Origin of the sequence: Streptosporangium sp. NPDC050855 (assembly GCF_044456585.1) — a bacterium.
Classification (GTDB): domain Bacteria; phylum Actinomycetota; class Actinomycetes; order Streptosporangiales; family Streptosporangiaceae; genus Streptosporangium; species Streptosporangium longisporum.
In genome coordinates this window covers 71,825-87,801 of the sequence record NZ_JBITFY010000026.1, presented here as the reverse complement: position 1 = coordinate 87,801, position 15,977 = coordinate 71,825, and the positions used below count along the sequence as shown (strand labels likewise).

At 74.0% G+C, this 15,977-nt stretch carries 15 protein-coding genes; 2 read left to right on the top strand and 13 right to left on the bottom strand.

The genetic code is table 11. The features are described 5' to 3' along the window. The 11 genes from ACIBCT_RS36230 to ACIBCT_RS36180 all read right to left on the bottom strand — a co-directional run. On the bottom strand, nucleotides 1–110 hold a 110-nt coding region (locus ACIBCT_RS36230), incomplete at its 3' end, for a carbamoyl-phosphate synthase domain-containing protein (RefSeq protein ID WP_399196514.1). Between the two features lie 111 nt (nucleotides 111–221). Continuing rightward, entirely contained in the window at nucleotides 222–1,475 is a 1,254-nt protein-coding gene (locus tag ACIBCT_RS36225) for an ATP-grasp domain-containing protein (protein ID WP_399196510.1), read from the bottom strand. Between the two features lie 23 nt (nucleotides 1,476–1,498). Next, the gene (locus ACIBCT_RS36220; RefSeq protein WP_399196508.1) at nucleotides 1,499–2,455 is read right to left on the bottom strand and encodes a TauD/TfdA family dioxygenase; all 957 of its coding nucleotides are present in this window, start codon (nucleotides 2,453–2,455) and stop codon (nucleotides 1,499–1,501) included. A gap of 186 nt (nucleotides 2,456–2,641) precedes the next feature. After that, a complete protein-coding gene (locus ACIBCT_RS36215) occupies nucleotides 2,642–3,268 on the bottom strand; it encodes a LysE family translocator (protein ID WP_399196507.1) in 627 nt (208 codons plus the stop codon). Nucleotides 3,269–3,528: 260 nt separating this feature from the next. Beyond that, a complete protein-coding gene (locus tag ACIBCT_RS36210) occupies nucleotides 3,529–3,855 on the bottom strand; it encodes a hypothetical protein (protein ID WP_399196506.1) in 327 nt (108 codons plus the stop codon). 407 nt (nucleotides 3,856–4,262) lie between these two features. Then, nucleotides 4,263–4,763, bottom strand: coding sequence for a protein-tyrosine phosphatase family protein (locus ACIBCT_RS36205; RefSeq protein ID WP_399196505.1), 501 nt, complete (start codon nucleotides 4,761–4,763; stop codon nucleotides 4,263–4,265). A 19-nt stretch (nucleotides 4,764–4,782) separates the two neighbouring features. Next, complete coding sequence (locus tag ACIBCT_RS36200) at nucleotides 4,783–5,373, bottom strand: CGNR zinc finger domain-containing protein (RefSeq protein WP_399196504.1); 591 nt, start codon at nucleotides 5,371–5,373, stop codon at nucleotides 4,783–4,785. A 138-nt stretch (nucleotides 5,374–5,511) separates the two neighbouring features. Continuing rightward, nucleotides 5,512–6,039: an O-acetyl-ADP-ribose deacetylase gene (locus tag ACIBCT_RS36195; RefSeq protein ID WP_399196503.1), complete on the bottom strand. Its 528-nt coding sequence runs from the start codon at nucleotides 6,037–6,039 to the stop codon at nucleotides 5,512–5,514. Nucleotides 6,040–6,300: 261 nt separating this feature from the next. Continuing rightward, nucleotides 6,301–7,083, bottom strand: coding sequence for an SAM-dependent methyltransferase (locus ACIBCT_RS36190; protein WP_399196502.1), 783 nt, complete (start codon nucleotides 7,081–7,083; stop codon nucleotides 6,301–6,303). Nucleotides 7,084–7,414: 331 nt separating this feature from the next. Next, nucleotides 7,415–8,344 (bottom strand): FAD binding domain-containing protein, encoded by a 930-nt coding sequence (locus tag ACIBCT_RS36185; protein ID WP_399196501.1) that lies wholly within the window; start codon nucleotides 8,342–8,344, stop codon nucleotides 7,415–7,417. A gap of 46 nt (nucleotides 8,345–8,390) precedes the next feature. Then, nucleotides 8,391–10,916 carry a molybdopterin-dependent oxidoreductase gene (locus ACIBCT_RS36180; protein WP_399196500.1) on the bottom strand — a complete coding sequence of 842 codons (2,526 nt, stop codon included), beginning with the start codon at nucleotides 10,914–10,916 and terminating at the stop codon, nucleotides 8,391–8,393. A gap of 91 nt (nucleotides 10,917–11,007) precedes the next feature. Here ACIBCT_RS36180 and ACIBCT_RS36175 point away from each other — a divergent pair, with 91 nt between their 5' ends. Continuing rightward, nucleotides 11,008–11,601 (top strand): TetR/AcrR family transcriptional regulator, encoded by a 594-nt coding sequence (locus ACIBCT_RS36175; RefSeq protein ID WP_399196499.1) that lies wholly within the window; start codon nucleotides 11,008–11,010, stop codon nucleotides 11,599–11,601. Nucleotides 11,602–11,736: 135 nt separating this feature from the next. Here the strand turns inward: ACIBCT_RS36175 and ACIBCT_RS36170 are convergent, their stop codons facing one another. Together ACIBCT_RS36170 and ACIBCT_RS36165 are read right to left on the bottom strand one after the other, a co-directional pair. Further along, nucleotides 11,737–14,253 (bottom strand): PEP/pyruvate-binding domain-containing protein, encoded by a 2,517-nt coding sequence (locus ACIBCT_RS36170; protein WP_399196498.1) that lies wholly within the window; start codon nucleotides 14,251–14,253, stop codon nucleotides 11,737–11,739. Continuing rightward, the gene (locus tag ACIBCT_RS36165; protein WP_399196497.1) at nucleotides 14,250–15,017 is read right to left on the bottom strand and encodes a TetR/AcrR family transcriptional regulator; all 768 of its coding nucleotides are present in this window, start codon (nucleotides 15,015–15,017) and stop codon (nucleotides 14,250–14,252) included. The genes ACIBCT_RS36170 and ACIBCT_RS36165 overlap by 4 nt, the downstream gene beginning before the upstream one ends. A gap of 197 nt (nucleotides 15,018–15,214) precedes the next feature. On the opposite strand from ACIBCT_RS36165, the gene ACIBCT_RS36160 reads away from it, so the two are divergent. Beyond that, nucleotides 15,215–15,859, top strand: a complete 645-nt coding sequence (locus ACIBCT_RS36160; RefSeq protein ID WP_399196496.1) for a class I SAM-dependent DNA methyltransferase — start codon at nucleotides 15,215–15,217, stop codon at nucleotides 15,857–15,859. The last annotated feature ends 118 nt before the right edge of the window (nucleotides 15,860–15,977 follow it).

Sequence of the window (15,977 nt, the reverse complement as noted above, 5' to 3'; positions counted from 1 at the left end):
TAGCCGGTCATCCCCGTGTTGAACACCATCTCACCGAAGGTCTCCCCCTCGGCTCCGTAGGGGGTCCCGTGGAAGACACGTCCGTCCTCCAGCACGAGCAGGGCCGTCATCGGCTTCCTTTCAGAACTGGTCGGCCGGGCGCGTGAAAGCAGGGGAGAGCGGCGCCCGGCCGCGTACCGTCGTCTGGGATCCTCCGGGGTCGCGGGCCCCGGCCGTCCGGGTCAGGCGATCTCGAACCGGATCATGTCGTTGACCGCGTCGCACTTGGCCACCGCGTCGGCGGCGTCGCGTCCGGAGGCGATCACGTATCCGGAGGTGCAGTCGGCGACCGTCAGCAGCGGGGGAACCTCGTCGCCCTCGTTCTTGATGACGACCGCTCCCACCTCGACGTCCAGCAGCGTCTCCAGGTACGGCAGGAAGACGTTCGGCACCTCGCCCGGCTTCATGCGCCTGACCACGGCCGGGATGTCCTCGTCGACGGTGATCGACGCGATCCTGCCGGGGTCGGGGGTGAAGAACCTCACGGCCGCGCCCCTGATCGGCTCGGGGGAGGTGAGCGGCAGCTCGTCGATCCCCAGCGGGACGGTGAGCATCATCCGCGCCAGGTCCAGGCCGAAGGCGCGCCTGACCAGCTCGGGCGCACCGCTTCCGGCCAGCCGGGCGTGGGACTCCAGCACCCGCGGGCCGTCGGGGGTGAGGACGAACTCGCTGTGCGAGGGCCCCTCGGTGAGGCCGACGGCGTCCAGCAGCCTGGGGGTCAGCTCGCGGAGCTGGTCGAGGTAGGGCGCGGCGACCCGGCTCGGCGTGCTGACCTCCCACTCGACGAAACGGTCGTTCATCCGGTACTCGGAGTACCCGATGGGCAGGTGCCGGCCGGCGTGGGAGAAGGAGTCGACGCTGACGACCGGTCCCTCCAGGAACTCCTCGCCGATCGCCGACGTGATCCCCGCCTCCTGCAGGTGTTTCCACGCCAGCACCGCCTCGTCGGCGCCCGTGGCGACGTGGATGTGCAGGCTGGCGGCGCCGTCGATCGGCTTGATGACGATCGGGCCGCCGACCGACTCCAGGAACTCCGTGGCGTCCTCGGCGCTGTTCAGCGTCCGGTAGCGCACCGGGCTGAGGTCGTGCTCGGCGAGCAGCTTGCGGGTCAGCGTCTTGTCCCTCAGGGCGCGGGCCGTGGCCTCGGTGACCCCCGGCAGGCCCAGCGCGTCCACCACGTACCCGGTCGACTCGCCCGCGGGTTCGGTGGTGGTGAGGACCCGGTCGAAGGGGCGTTCCTCGTGAAGCGGCCGCAGGACCTCGAGGATCGCCGGGCCGTCGTCGATGGGCGCGTGCACGATCCGCTCACAGTGCGCCGCGATCGCCGGGTCGTACATGCCCTCCTGGTGGACGAGCACCACGTCGATGCCCAGTTCCTTCGCACCCGTCACCGGGGCGGGCCGGCCACCGATCATCGCCACTCGAAACATTCCCATTCTCCATCTCCTCGGTTCTGTCGTCAGCTCGCGTAGCAGCGGCGCAGCCAGCGCGCGTTCTGGGGCGGCATCGGCCGGAACGCCTTCCGGCGGTGCAGGACCCGGTAGTTGTCGAAGATCATGAAGTCGCCGGGCTCCAGGCAGAGTTCCTTCGACGGCATGGCCGCCAGCGTGTCGGACCAGGTCCGGAGCGCGGCGCCCGCCTCGGCGGTGCGTGCCCCGGTCGTGCCGCGGTCGTAGCGGACCCGCAGCCCCTCCGAGCTCTGCTCCAGTAGCGCGGTGTCGCTCAGCGGGCGTGCCCCCGCCGCCCCCGCGTCGTTCGACGCCGGAGGGTTCACCTCGTACGAGGGGGACTGGAGCCGGCGCTGCGTGAGCTCGTCGAGCCGGCCGACGGCGTCCTCCATGGCCGCGAGCTCGGTCGGTACCCGTTCCTCGTTGCGTACCGCGTAGAAGGTCAGGTAGCGCGGGACGTACAGGCGCGGGTTCGCGCCCGCGTCACCGAAGGGCAGGTGGGGATTGTCGGTGTGCCAGAAGAACTCGGAGTCCGCTCCCCACGAGCTGGCGGTGCCGGACGCGGCCGGGTTGGGGATCACGTTGCGGATCAGCCGTCCGTCGTTCTCGTAGCTCACCGCGAACGGTGTGATCCCGAGGAGCTGGATCAGGCCGAAGTGGAGGGCGTTGATCACGGCCAGTTCGGTCTCCGTGCCGAACCCGTTGACCGGGGTGGCGGGGAACCTCTGGGTGGGCAGGTTCTGCAGGAGGAGCGCGTGGCGGGCCGTCACCGAGAACATGTGGATGCCGTGCAGGATCTCCCCGGCCAGGTAGCGGCTCAGTGCCTGCGCGCCGATACGGGCGAGGATGGCCTCGTCCGCGTCCGGTTCCAGCTCTGCCGCGGTGACGCGCTCGGTGATCTCCTTGCCGAGCAGATCACGAGTTCCGTCCTCCAGGCGGTGGTGAGTGAGCCGAATTGAGGATGTCATCGAAGGGGTCCCATCAGTCAGCGGTGCCCGAGTCGCTCAGGCGAGACGTTCTTCGGCGATCGCCAGATCCATGACTAGACGATGCTGACTGCGATGAGATGGGACAACTGTCTCAGGAAGTCCTAAAGCGGCCAGGCCGCTAGATGTCGTGCTGCCGGGCGCCCGGACGGGGCGCCCGGCGGCAGGTCACCGGTCCGCGGCGATGCTGAGGGCGAGCCCGGCCAGGACCGTGCCCATCAGGTAGCGCTGGACGCGGATCCAGAACGGCCGTCCGGTCAGGAAGCCGGCCACGGAGCCCGCGGTGAGCACGATCAGGCCGTTGATGGTCAGGGCCACGCAGATCTGGGTGAGCCCCAGGATCAGGCTCTGCGCCGCGACGTTGCCGCGCTCGGGGTCGACGAACTGCGGGAGCAGCGAGATGTAAAGAATGGCGATCTTGGGATTGAGGAGGTTGGTGACCAGTCCCATCGTGAAGAGCTTGCGCGGAGGGTCCTCGGGCAGGTCCTTCGGGGTGAAGACCGACTGCCCGCCCGGCCGGACCGCCTGCCAGGCCAGCCAGAGCAGGTACGCGGCTCCCGCGATCTTGATGGCGGTGAAGAGCTGCGGGACGAGGGCGAAGATCGTGGAGAGCCCCGCCGCCGTCGCGGCCATGTAGACGAAAAAGCCGACCGCGACGCCGAGCAGCGAGATGAACCCGGCCCGGCGTCCCTGGGTCAGGGTCCGTGAGATCAGATAGATCATGTTGGGGCCCGGTGAGATGACCATCCCGAAGGCCACCGTCGCGATACCGACGAGGGCGTGAATGCTGATCATGAAACCTTCTTCGTGAGGCCGGCGTGCCGAGCGTGACACGCCGGCGTGTCCGGGTCGTGGCCTCCCCGCTGCGGGCAGGGAGACGCCGGGGTTCTCCGGCGGGCGGGAAGGAAGGACCGCGCCCGGTCGAGAACCCCGGCGTGTGACGAGATGTGCCTCGGTGCGGTGTCCGGACGCGCTCGCGGGCCGGTGGACGCGGTCGCGTCCGGACCGGCCCGGGCGACGTCCTCACGGACACGGCCGAGGCCGCGGGCGTCCTGTCAGATGACGCATCCCCCCATCAGGCGCGGGGCCGGTGGCGGCTCCGGAGGCGCGTGCTCCGGATGCCCGGTGTCCTCCAGGTGACCGTCGAGCCCTGGACGCCCGGCGGGCCGGTGGGCCGTTCCTCCGGGCCCGGACGTCTCCGGTCCGGTACCGGGCACCGGGGGCGGTTCGCCGAGGTCGCCGGCGACCGACTCTCTCAGCGCGTCCTCGCTGACACCCGTTTCGCGGGCCACCTGGGAGATGAGCCGCCGGGTCTCCCTGGCGATCCGGCCGGCCCCGTCGTGAAACTCCTGGTCGTGCTGGCGTCTCTTCTCTGCCGTCACGCCACAACGATACGGGAGGATTCTTGGGACAGATAGCGGCAGGGCGGCATATGGCGATTACATCGGGATCGGTGAAGGTGGACACGTCGAGCTTTGTAGAAATTTCCGGTTTAAATATGAGATGTCGGGATTAATGGGGGAGGGGTGCTGACCAGGGCTGGAGGGGCCGGACCGTGGCGGGGATATCCCCGGGACGCGAATTCGGTCCGTGATGATTCGCCCCCCGTGTCCGCTTATCCGGTCAACGGTGACGCGCCGTTTTCCGGCGGCCGGGATATGCGTGCCGGACGGTGATCACACGGTGACCACGGGGTGAATCCTTCCAGATGGCCGCGTTTATCAAGCGCGTGCCGACCCGTCGATCCGCCGATGTGGCCGTGACGCCGGTGACGCCGTGACGACACGGTCTAGTCGGGTGGCTCCGGGTGGACGGGCGATGGGAAGCGCAGTACCCAGCGGCGCTGCCACGGGGTTTCGACGGCCCGGCGGTGGTGGTGCTCACGTGTCCAGGCGACGGCGTCGGCCGGGTCGAGGCCGGCCAGGACGGCCAGGCAGGCGACGACCGTGCCGGTGCGGCCGACGCCGCCCCCGCAGGCGACCTCCACCGCGGCGCCCGCCCGCGCCCGCTCGTACAGCGCGCGAATCTGCTCCACGGCCGCGTCGCGGTCGCGGGGCAGCAGGAAGTCGGACCATCGGATCCACGCGTGCGGCCACGTCAGCCCGCCCTCGTGGCGGCGGCGGAGCCGGTCGGAGCCCAGGTAGAGGCCGAAGTCGGGGACGGGCCCCTCGGGCGGTGGACGGCGAAGGCCGCGGCCGCGGATCCAGGTGCCGTCGGGGAGCCGGAAGGCGCCATCGAGCGGCGGGCCGCCCGGCGGACGGGCCGTCGTGCCGTCGAGGGGGTCGTTCATGGGGTTCTCCTGACGTCCTTCAGTGAGCGGCGCTGCCAAGCCGCCGCCTTTCGCGGTGATTGGCAACATTGATCCGGTTACCGCACACGTCCGGCCTGCAGTAGACGCGACGCCCCCCGCGGCTGATGTCGACGAACACCCCGCGGCAGCCCGGGGCGGCGCAGGCGCGGAACCGGCCGTGCCCGAGTGCCCGGACGGCGCCGAGCAGCCCGATGCCGACGAACGCGGCCAGCTCCTCGGCCAGTGACGCGCCCGGCCTGGTCGGGACGTACCACTGCCACCGCCCGCCGGGGTCACGCTGCAGCACGGGCCTGAGTCCCGCCCGCCCGGCCAGCACGGCGCCGCCCGCGACGGCCTGATCCTCCGTCTCGGTCTCCACGACGCCGCGCACCTCCCGGCGCAGCAGGTGGACCTCGCGGACGTCGTCGCGGGACGGCACCCGTCCGCCGGCCATGGCGTCGAGCCGCAGCCCGTGCCCCGTGAGGAACTCCGTCAACGTCTCGGGGGTCGGCAGGGCCTCGCCCGTCACCGCCTGCACGGTGGGCGAGGTGTTGGCCAGATCACCGGCCAGGGTCGCCCCGGCCGCGTAGTCGGTGATGGAGATCCGCACGCTCTTCCTCGCCTCGGTAACCGAATAAACCGAACTATAACCCTTACAGGGATCATGTGGAAGCGACGGGACGCGGCCGAGGAGCCCCGCGAACCCCGGGGCTCCTCAGGACCAGGAGCCCGCGAATCCCCGGGCTCCTCAGGACCCCCCGTTCTCCCCGGTGTCGAGGGCCCGTTCGAAGGCGGTGTACGCCTCCTCGTTGAACAGGACGAACCGGACATCGGTCACCTTCGTCGGGGTGGCGCGCACGGTCTCGACCGCGATCCGGGCGGCGTCGCCGACGGGCCAACCGTAGACCCCTGCGGACACGGCCGGGAAGGCGACGACGGCCGCGCCGAGCTCGTCGGCGACGCGCAGGGACTCTCGGTAGCAGGAGGCGAGCAGGTCCGACCGGTCCTCGGTGGAGGAGTACACCGGCCCGACGGTGTGGATGACCCAGCGGGCCGGCAGGTCGCCCGCGGTGGTGGCCACGGCCTGTCCCGTCGGCAGCCCGCGGTCGTAGCGGGAGGCGCGCAGCTCACGGCACTCCCTCAGGATCGCCGGGCCGCCGCGCCGGTGGATGGCCCCGTCGACCCCGCCGCCACCCAGGAGTGAGGAGTTGGCGGCGTTGACGACGGCGTCGGCGTCCTGCTCGGTGATGTCCCCGCGGACCAGTGTGACTCTCATGCGGTACGGCCTTCCCCGAACCTCACGTCCCTCACCCCGGGGTGGGTCCCCGGCGACCTCCGGGACGCGTCCACGGGCAGCGTTCACGGAACGCGCTCACGGACACGTCCGCGGACGCGCTCACGGAACGCGTTCGCGGATGCGCTCACGCACACGTCCGCGGACGCTCTCACGGAACGCGTCCGCGGGCGCTCTCACGGCGGTCCGGCCGCGGCGGGCACGGGGTGCGGGGGTCCCGGTGCCGCCCGCCGCGGCCGGTGCTCACGCCGTGGCCGGTCCCGGGCCCGCGGCCCGGCGCGCGGTCAGCAGCAACCGGCCCGAGCCGATCCCGAAGGGCGCGTCGTCCGGCCCGCCGAACAGCCCGACGTCGACGAACCCGCCCTCGGTGAGCAGCCCGCCCAGGTGGGCGCTGGTGTACACGTGGTGCAGCGCGGTCGACTCGAACTCCTCCGCGCCCCTGCGGAAGTGGTACCTGCTGAGCAGGACGCTGCGGGCGGCGTCGTACCCGGTCGTCGTGGTCACGACGATGCCGCCCGCCTCCATGCGGCGCGGCTCCCCCCGGTAGCCCGGCAGGACGGACTCGGCGGCGGCGTTGAAGTCCACCACCAGGCCGCCGCCCGGCCGCACCGCCGCGGCGAGCGCGGCGACGAACTCGCGGGCGCCCGTGAGGTCCAGGTAGCCGAAGCTGTTGCCCATGCAGACGGCGGCGTCGAACGAGCCGTCACGCGGGACGTCCCGCATGTCGGCGACGGCGAGCTCGACGTCGAGACCGGCCTCGGCCGCGGCCCGCCGGGCGTACCCGATGGCCTCGGCCGAGATGTCCACCCCGCTCACGCGGTGTCCGCGCGCGGCGAGCGCCAGCGTGTGCCGACCGCTGCCGCAGGGGGAGTCCAGGATGCGGGAGGCGGGCCTCAGCCCGAGGTGACGTTCGATGAAGTCGGCCTCGGCCGCGGTGGCCTCCGGCGGCACGGCGCGCCGCCAGAACTCGTTCGGAAGCTCGGTGAAGAAGTCCGCGTACCACGCGGACGAGGTGTCGTGTGACAAGGTAGGGCTCCTACGGTGCTGTGCATCGAAATGATCGCGACATCACCGGGCACCACGAGGCTCGCCGACCACCGCTCGGGGGTCGGACGCGATCGTCACCGGGCCGGAACGGCCGGTGCGACGTGATGGCCCGGTATCGAATCCCGGGCTGCCATGGCTTCCTCCACGCTCGTCGCCGGACGTCGTCCGGCGGGATCCCCTCGACGGTAACAGGGCGGGCATCCGGCGCGCCTCCGATTATCCGGCGCGCGGCGCGTCCCTCGCCCGCCCGGCCCGCACGGGGGCCGGGCCGCCCCGGGAGGCACGCCGGGAGCCGAAGGCGGGCGCGGTGTCACCGGCCGCCGGTCGCCGCCTGTCCGGTGGCGCGCTCCAGGACCTCCAGGACGGTTCCGGTGAGCAGCGCGAGCCCGTGACGGCCACGGGCCACCGGGGCGTGGCGGTCCGCGGCCCGGCCGGCCGCCCGTTCGAGGGGCTCCCCGGCCAGGAGCGCCTCCTCGACGCCGGGCAGGCGCACCGGGACGCGGGCGACGCCCCCCGCGGCGACCCTGGCGAGGACGATCCGGCCACCGTCGGCCACCAGCCGCGCCGCCACCTCGACCACCGGCCACTCGGCCTCGGCCCGGGAGATCGCCCGATGGTAGGCGGCCCGCCCGCCCGGCACCGGCGGCGGCAGGACGACCGCGCGGAGGATCTCCCCCGGGCCGAGCAGGTGGTCGCGGGAGGGGTCCGAGCCGTCCCCGTACAGGCCGGGGAGCGGGAACGGGTCGCGGCCGTGGACCTCGACGACGGCGTCGCAGGCGAGCAGCGCCACCGCGAGCGAGGACGGGTGCGGGGCGATGCACGGGCCGGTCTCGGCGAGCGCCGCGTTCGGGGCGAGCCCGATCCGGGCCGGGCAGCGGTCGCCGCCGTTCTGGTGGCAGGAGGGGACGGGCGTGCGGAAGTACGCGCAGCGGTTGCGCTGCAGCAGGTTGCCCCCGACGGTGGCCGCCTCCCGGATCTGAGGGGTGGCCAGGGCGGCAGCGGTCAGCGTCAGGCAGGGATGGTCCGCGCCGAGACCGGCGTCGCGGGCGACGCGGGCGACCGTGGTCAGCGCGCCGATCCTGGTCGAGCCGTCCGGCAGCCGGGTGACACCGGACAGTTCCGGCCGGCCGCGCAGGTCCACGTGCGGCCCGGCCGCGCGGCGGCCCATCAGGTCGGTGCCGCCGGCGCGGAACTCGCCGCCGCGCCGTGCGGCCTGTTCGAGGTCGGCGAGCGCGCTCATCGGACGCCTCCCGGGGTGAGGGCGCGGACGGGCCGCGGGCAGGAGGTCAACGGGAGATCCCTTCGAGGAGCCGGTCGGGGCGGATGGGCAGGTCGCGGGGGCGCCAGCCGGTGGCGTTGTGCACGGCGTTGCCCACCGAGGCGGCCACGCCGATCGTGGAGATCTCACCGATGCCGACGCCGCGGCCGTTGACGTGGTCCCACCCGTCCCGGTGGAAGTGCACGGTGATCTCGGGCGTGTCGCCGATGCCCGGGATGCGGTAGCGGTCCAGGTCGGTGGTGAGCACGGTCCCGGTCACCGGGTCGACCAGGCGCTCCTCGTACAGCGCGTAGCCGATGCCCTGGACGACGCCGCCCTCGCACTGGCTGCGCGCCAGGCGCTCGGCGTAGACGTGACCCACCGCCATGCCGGCCCACACCCGCAGCGGCCGGACGACGCCCAGCCGGGTGTCGACCTCGACCTCGGTGACGTGGACGGATCCGCTGAAGCCCCGGCCGAGGGCCATCCCGCCCACCGGGAACGGGGTCAGGTAGCCGCGCCGGTCGCGACGGCGCCCGCCGACGACCCGGGCGCCGTCGGTCAGCCCCACCTCCCGCAGGCGCCGTGCCGCGTCGCGGACGGCCGGGGCGACCGAGGTGGTGGTACGGCTGCCGATGGAGGGCGGCCCGTGCACGGTGCCCGTCCTGCCGATCTCGACGCGGACCCGCCCGGCCGGCAGGCCGAGCTCCTCGGCCAGCACGGCCGCGATGACGCTGCGGATGCCGGTCCCGATGTCCTGGGTGGCGGTGGCGGCCACCACCGTGCCGCCCTCGACGCGCAGCTCCACCTCGGTGCCCGGATCGAGGATGTAGGGCCAGTTCGCGGCGGCCACCCCGACGCCCCGGCGGAAGCGGCCCGTCCCGGTGCCGGTCCGCGGCCTGCCGGTCCACTGCGGCAGGGCGGCGGCCACGTCGTACAGGGCGCGCCGCTTGGGGTTGCCGTCCCAGCGGCGGCGCAGTGCGACGGGGTCCTCGCCGAGGCGGTGGGCGGCCTCGTCCACCGCCTGCTCCAGCGCCCAGAGCAGGGGCGCCCCGCCCGGACCGCGGAACGGGGCGCCGGGCGGCTCGTTGGTGACCACGTCATGGTCGCGCAGCCTCCGGGGCGCCGTGCCGTACATGAGCCGGGCGAGCATCGCGACGGCCGATCCGACGGCCACGCCGCCGCGCCCGTGGACGTCCACGGACAGGGCGGCGAGGTCCCCCCGGTCGTCGGCGAGCAGGTCGAGAACGGTACGGCTGCCGGGACGGCCGCCCGCGTCGGTCAGTTCCTCGGCGCGGCCGAAGACCACCCGCACCGGGGCGCCGCAGGCCCGCGCGAGCTCGACGGCGGCGATCGTCTCGACGGTGACGCCGCTCTTGGCGCCGAAGCCGCCGCCGACGTGGTCGGCGACGACGTGCACCCGGGAGACGGGCAGGTCCCACCTGCGGGCGGCCTGCTCGGCGGCCATGCCGACGGTCTGGGTGGACAGGTGCAGGTGCAGGTCGCCGCCGGCGTCCCAGCGGGCGACGCAGGCGTGCGGCTCCATCGGGGTGTGCACCTGCACGGCGGTGGTGAAGGTGCCGCTCACCAGGCGGGGGTCGCCTGTGCGGCGCGCGGCCTCGATCCGCCTGGCGGCGGTGCGCCCGCGCCAGCTCGCCCGGGTGAAGGGGCCGCGCACGTTGCCGTTCCAGGCGCCGGGCAGGCTCACGCCCTCGCTGGAGCTGGGGGCGCGCCCGCGGGCGGCCTCGTCCTCGTAGACGAGCGGGGCTCCCGGGTCGGCGGCGCCGTCGCCGAGGGCGGCCGGCAGCGGTTCGTAGCCGATCCGGGCGGCCCGCGCGATCGCCAGGGCCTCGCGCCGGGTGGGGGCGGCGACGGCGGCGACGGGCTGGCCGGCGTAGCGGACGACGCGGTCGGGCGGGAGCAGGTCGACCACGTGGGCGGCGTCCGCGGACACGCCGGTGACGCGGGCGTGCGCCTCGGTGGAGCGGATGACGACCCCCTCCAGCATGCCGTCCTCGCGTACGTCGGTGGTGTAGCGGGCCCGGCCGGTGATCTTGTCCATCGCCTCCACGCGGGCGGGCGCGCCGGCCGGGTCGTCGTGCTCGCCCCGGCAGGCGGCCGCGACCGCCGCGAGGATCCCCTCGTAGGCCCCGCACCGGCACAGGTGACCGGCCAGGGCCGCGGCGATCCGCTCGCGCGGCGGTGCCGTGTCGCCGTGACCGTCGCGCCAGGCGTCGACGAAGGCGGCCGCCTCCACCGCGAACCCGGGGGTGCAGTAGCCGCACTGCAGGCCGTCGTGGGCCGCGAACGCCCGCTGGACGGGGTGGTCGAGCCCCTCGGCGGTGGTGATCTCGTGCTCCTCCAGCACGGCCGCCGGAAGCAGGCAGCTCACCTGGGGGACGCCGTCCACCAGGACCGTGCACGCCCCGCAGACGCCGGTACGGCAGGCCGCCTTGGTGCCGGTCAGGCCGAGTCCCTCGCGCAGGACGTCCACGACGGGGTCGTCGGGGGAGGCGTCCACCGTCGCGGGCAGACCGTTCACGGTGATCTTCATGTCTCTCCGGTTGACGTCGTCAACTTCATGTTGACAGTGTCAACCAGCTACGTTGACGTTGTCAACACAGCATGAGGGGGGGGTGGATCGGGTGGCCGACGACACCAGGACCCGCCTGATCGAGAGCGCGCTGCGGCTGCTGCGCGAGGAGGGCCTGGACGCGGTGACGCTGCGCGCCGTCGGCGACCTGACCGGCCTGTCGCGCACCGCCCCCTACCGGCACTTCGCCGACAAGACCGCGCTGCTGGCGGCGCTCGCCGTACGGGTCATCACCGACCTCAGTGTGCACGTTGCGGGACAGGTGCTGCGCGAGAGCGACCGGCGCGACCGGCTGCGGGCCTTCTACCTGAGCTACATCGCCTACGCCACCGAGCACCGCCAGGAGTACCGGCTGGTGTTCGCCTCGGTGTTCGGCGCGGGCGACCACCCCGAGCTGGAGGAGGCGATCGACCAGGTGATGACCGCGCTCGGCCTGGAGGCCGCCGGGGACGCGACGGTGACCCACGCCCGGATCATGGCCCTGCTGGCCACCGCCCACGGCCTGGCCGAGCTCGCGGTGAACGGCCACCTCACGCAGAAGGGGCTCCGGCCCGGTGACGTCGTCGACGCCCTGCTCCCCCAGGGGGAGGGCTCCGGCCCCCTGGGGAGCGTGCTCCAGGACCTGCCCGGCGAACGACCGCGGTGAGCGCGGGGCACGTCCCCGGCCGGAGCGTCCGCGCCGCGCTGCCCCGTGCCGCTCCGATCGCTCCGACCGTGCCGTGCTTCCCCGTGCCGTGCCGTGCCGTGCCGCGCCGGACCGGCCGGACCGGCCGCGCAGGGCTCAGGGCGCCAGCACCTCGACCGTGCCGCGCTCGCCGTCGACCCTGATCCGGTCGCCGTCGCGCAGGCGCATGGTCGCGTTCCCGGTGCCGACCACCGCCGGGATGCCCAGCTCGCGGGCGACGATCGAGGCGTGTGACAGGGGGGCGCCCATGTCGGTCACCACGGCGGCGGCGCGGGGGAACATCGGGGTCCAGCCGATGTTGGTCAGCGTCGTCACCAGGATCTCGCCGGGCGCGAGCCGGTCGCCCTCCTCGGGGCCCGTCAGGACGCGGGCCACGCCCTCGACGACGCCGGGGGAGCCCGGGAAACCGGTCACCGTCTCGCTCACCGGCGTGACGGAGCCGCGGGCGTCGAACAGGTCGCCGCGCCGGTCGGCGCCGGCGGCCCAGCGGACCGGGTCGAACCTGCCGACGATCACCGTGGGGTAGACGGGCAGCGCCGCGTACCGCTCGTGGGTCGCCCGCCGGACGGCGACCTTCGCCAGGGGCCCCTCGTCACCGCGCAGCACGGCCAGGAGCTCCTGGATCGACAGGAAGAACAGGTCCTCGCCGTGGCCGGTGAGCTCACCGGCCCGCAGCACGAAGGCGCGCAGCGCCCAGAAGGTACGGATCACCTCCGAGCGGGACGTCTCCCGGTCGCGGACGACGGTGTTCCACCGGGCCAGGCGCGCCCGCGTCCGGGCCACCTTGCGGGGGTGGCGTTCCGCGAAGCGCCTCCAGGCCGCGTCGCGCGCCTGCCGGCGGCGGTCGAACAGGGCGGACGTGCGCCCGCCGTCCGCGGACATGGCCGCGAGCTGCGCGTCGATCCAGCCGGGGTCCTCCCCGGGCCTGGGCATGGAGACCTCGAACTCGTGCGCGCCGCGGTGCCCGTACAGGCGGGCGAAGGTCTCCCGGTCGATCTCCCCGGCGGCGAGCCGCTCCAGCCCGACGATCGTGCCGAGGCTGGCCAGCTCCCCGTCGTCGCCCGCCCCGGTGAGCATGGCCTCGGCGTCGGTCTCGCCGGCCAGCCTGTACAGCCTCTGGCGGGTCATGACCAGCGCCAGGCCGCCCTGGCGCCCGGCGGCCTCCATCACCCGGCAGGCCTGGACGAAGTACGGCAGCAGCTCCGACTCCCAGAGCACCACCAGCTCGCCCGCGGTCGCGGCGGTGGCGGCCCGCTCGCGCAGCGCCTCGCAGCGCCGCCGTGCCGTGGCGAGGAAGGCGGGCATCACGCGCGTCCCGGCCGCGACCCGCCTGCGGACCGCGAGGGCGACCGGCAGCACGGTCCTGACGATCCGCAGGCGCGAGACGGGCAGCAGCGGGACCTCCACCCCGGGCGGCAGCCTGCCGAAGACCTGCTCGATGGCGCCGACCCTGCGGCCCATGCCCAGCGCGCGGGCCACCGAGAACGCGACGCTCAGGTTCATGTAGAACCGGCCGCCGATGTTGCCCACGACCTTGAAACCCGGCAGCTGGGACGCCGCCATCGCCTCGGAGATGAAGATCTGCACCAGGGACCAGGTGCACGGCGTCATCACGTCGGGAACGGCCTCGCCGAGGTTGGCGGAGGTCCACAGGTAGTCGCCGGTCAGGCTGTCGTTCCACTCCTCGACCTGCGGGCCGAGGCGGGTGATCGGGCGGGCCTGCAGGACGAGGAACGCCCCCGCCCGCCTGGCCCACTCCACGTCCATGGGCGTCCCGTACAGCTCCTCGATCCTCGCCGCGAGCCGTGCCAGGTCCGCGATCTGGGCCCGGTCGAGGACGGGACGGCGGCGCAGCTCCACGGGGACCGGCTCCTCGCGGGTGCCGCCGGGCACGCGGACCGTCATGACGGTCTTGTCGCCGGTCCGCTCCTCGACGACCTCGCCCCCGGGCACGCCCACGACGACGGTGTCGGGCGTGACCTGCCCGCCCACGACGGCCTCGCCCAGCCCCCAGGCGGCGTTGACCACCAGCTGGTCGCGGGCCCCGGTCACCGGGTTCGCGGTGAACAGCACGCCCGCCGCGTCGGCGTCCACGAGTTCCTGGACCACCACGGCCAGGGCGACGTCGTCGTGCGGGACGCCGTTCGAGACCCGGTAGGCGATGGCGCGGGCGGTCCAGAGCGAGGCCCAGCAGCGCCTGACCGCGTCCGGCAGGGCGTCGCCGCGGATGTTGAGGTAGGAGTCCTGCTGCCCGGCGAACGACATCCCGGGCAGGTCCTCGGCGGTGGCCGACGACCGTACGGCGACCGGCACGTCGTCGCCGAGACCGGCGTGGGCCGCGCGGATCTCGGCGACGAGCCCGGCGGGCATCTCCCGCCCGGCGAACAGGGCCGCGATCCGCCGCGCGGCCTCGTCCGGGGAGGCGCCGGAGACGGCCTCCATGATCTGCTCGTTCAGGCCGTCGCGCGCGACGAAGTCGCGGTAGGCGTCGGTGGTGACGTGGAACCCGGCGGGGACCGGCAGCCCGGCGCGGGCCAGCCGGGCCAGCGAGGCCCCCTTGCCGCCGGTCAGTGCGAGGTCGGCCGCCTCGTCGTCCAGGGGGAGGATCCTCACCGCGTGCTCTCCTCACTGCCGAGGGAGACGCGCAGCTTCCGCTGCGCGCTCTCCACGGCGGCGTCGACGTAGTCCAGGGTGGCCCGTGCCGCCGCGCGGGCGGCGCCGGCCGGGATCGGGCCCTCGGGTTCCACCGCCCGGCCACCGGCGTCGGCGATCAGCTGCGCCAGCCGTTCGTCGGAGGGGCGGTACCCGTCCGGCATCATCTGCGAGACGATCAGGAACCCGTACAGCACCGAGACGATCGTGGTCACCTGCTCGGCGGGGGACAGGTCGCCGCGCAGCGCGCCGTGCTCGCGCAGCGTGCCGAGGTAGGTCCGGAAGTCGCCGCCCAGTTCCTCGGCGGCCCGGTGCTCCCGCTTGCGGCGGGTGAGCCTGCCCAGCACCGCCGAGTCGCCCAGCAGGCTCGCCCGCATCAGGGGCCTGCCCAGCAGCTCGGCGGCGAGCAGGGCGAGCAGGTCGCGGAGCGTGCCGGGGCCCTCGGTGATCCGCCGCCGCACCTCGGTGATCATCTCGACCCGCTCGCGGCGCAGCAGCGCGGAGAACAGCTCCTCGCGCGTCTTCCAGTGCAGGTAGATCGTGCCCTTGGCGACCCCGGCCCGCTGGGCGATGTCCTCGACGGTGGTCTTGTCGTACCCCCAGCGCAGGACGAGGTCGCAGGTGGCGTCCAGGATGCGGTGCGCCCGCGCGAGCCGGTGCGCGGCGTCCTGCGGGGGGCGCCCGGCCCTTCTGGTGTCCGATCCCACGGTCCCCGCCGTTCTCAATAGTTTGACCATATCTTCTTATCCGGTCATTAAATTGATAGCACACGTTCGGCGGTGCCGGGCAGGGGGCCCGGGGCCATGGTCGGTGTCGCGGACGGGGGCCTGCCTGTGGCGGAGGGGGGACGCGCCTGGGAGAGCCGTGGTGAGGGCGGATCGGCGGTCGGCGCCGGAACAGTCCCGATCTAGGATGGTCGCCCATGACCGAGCCGGACTTCCTCGCCGCCACCCGTACCGCCTACGACGCCGCGGCCGTCCCCTACGCCGAGCTGGTCGGCGAGCACTTCCCCACCGACCTGATCGGCCACGCGATGCTCTCCGTCCTCGCCGGCCGGGTCAGGGCGGCCGGTGGCGGCCCGGTGGCCGACGTGGGGTGCGGTCCGGGGCACGTCACCGCTCACCTGAACTCCCTGGGCGTGGCCGCCTTCGGCGTCGACCTGTCACCGGAGATGATCGCGCTGGCCCGAGAGGCCCATCCCGGCCTCCGCTTCGAGGTGGGGGCGATGGAGGACCTGCGGGTGGAGGACGCCTCCCTGGCGGGGGTCCTCGCCGGCTTCTCGATCATCCACACCCCGCCCGGGCACCTTCCCGGGACGTTCGCCGAGTTCCGCCGCGTGCTCGCCCCCGGCGGCCACCTGCTGCTGTCCTTCCAGGCGTACGACCGTCCCACCGAGGCGGCCGAGGCGTTCGACCACAAGGTGTCCCCGGCCTACCGGTACTCGCCCGACCACGTGGCCGGGCTGCTGGCCCGGACCGGGCTCACCGAGGTGGCCCGGCTGATCCAGGCTCCGGGCGAGGACCCGGTACGGGGCTTTCCGCACGCGCACCTGCTCGCCCGGCGGTGACGCCGCCGCCGACGCCGCCGCCGATGCCGAGGACGCCGAGGACGCCGAGGACGCCGTCGGCGGGGCCGTCACCCGCGGGCGGCACGCGGCGCCTCCACCGCAGCGTGCCGCCCGTTGA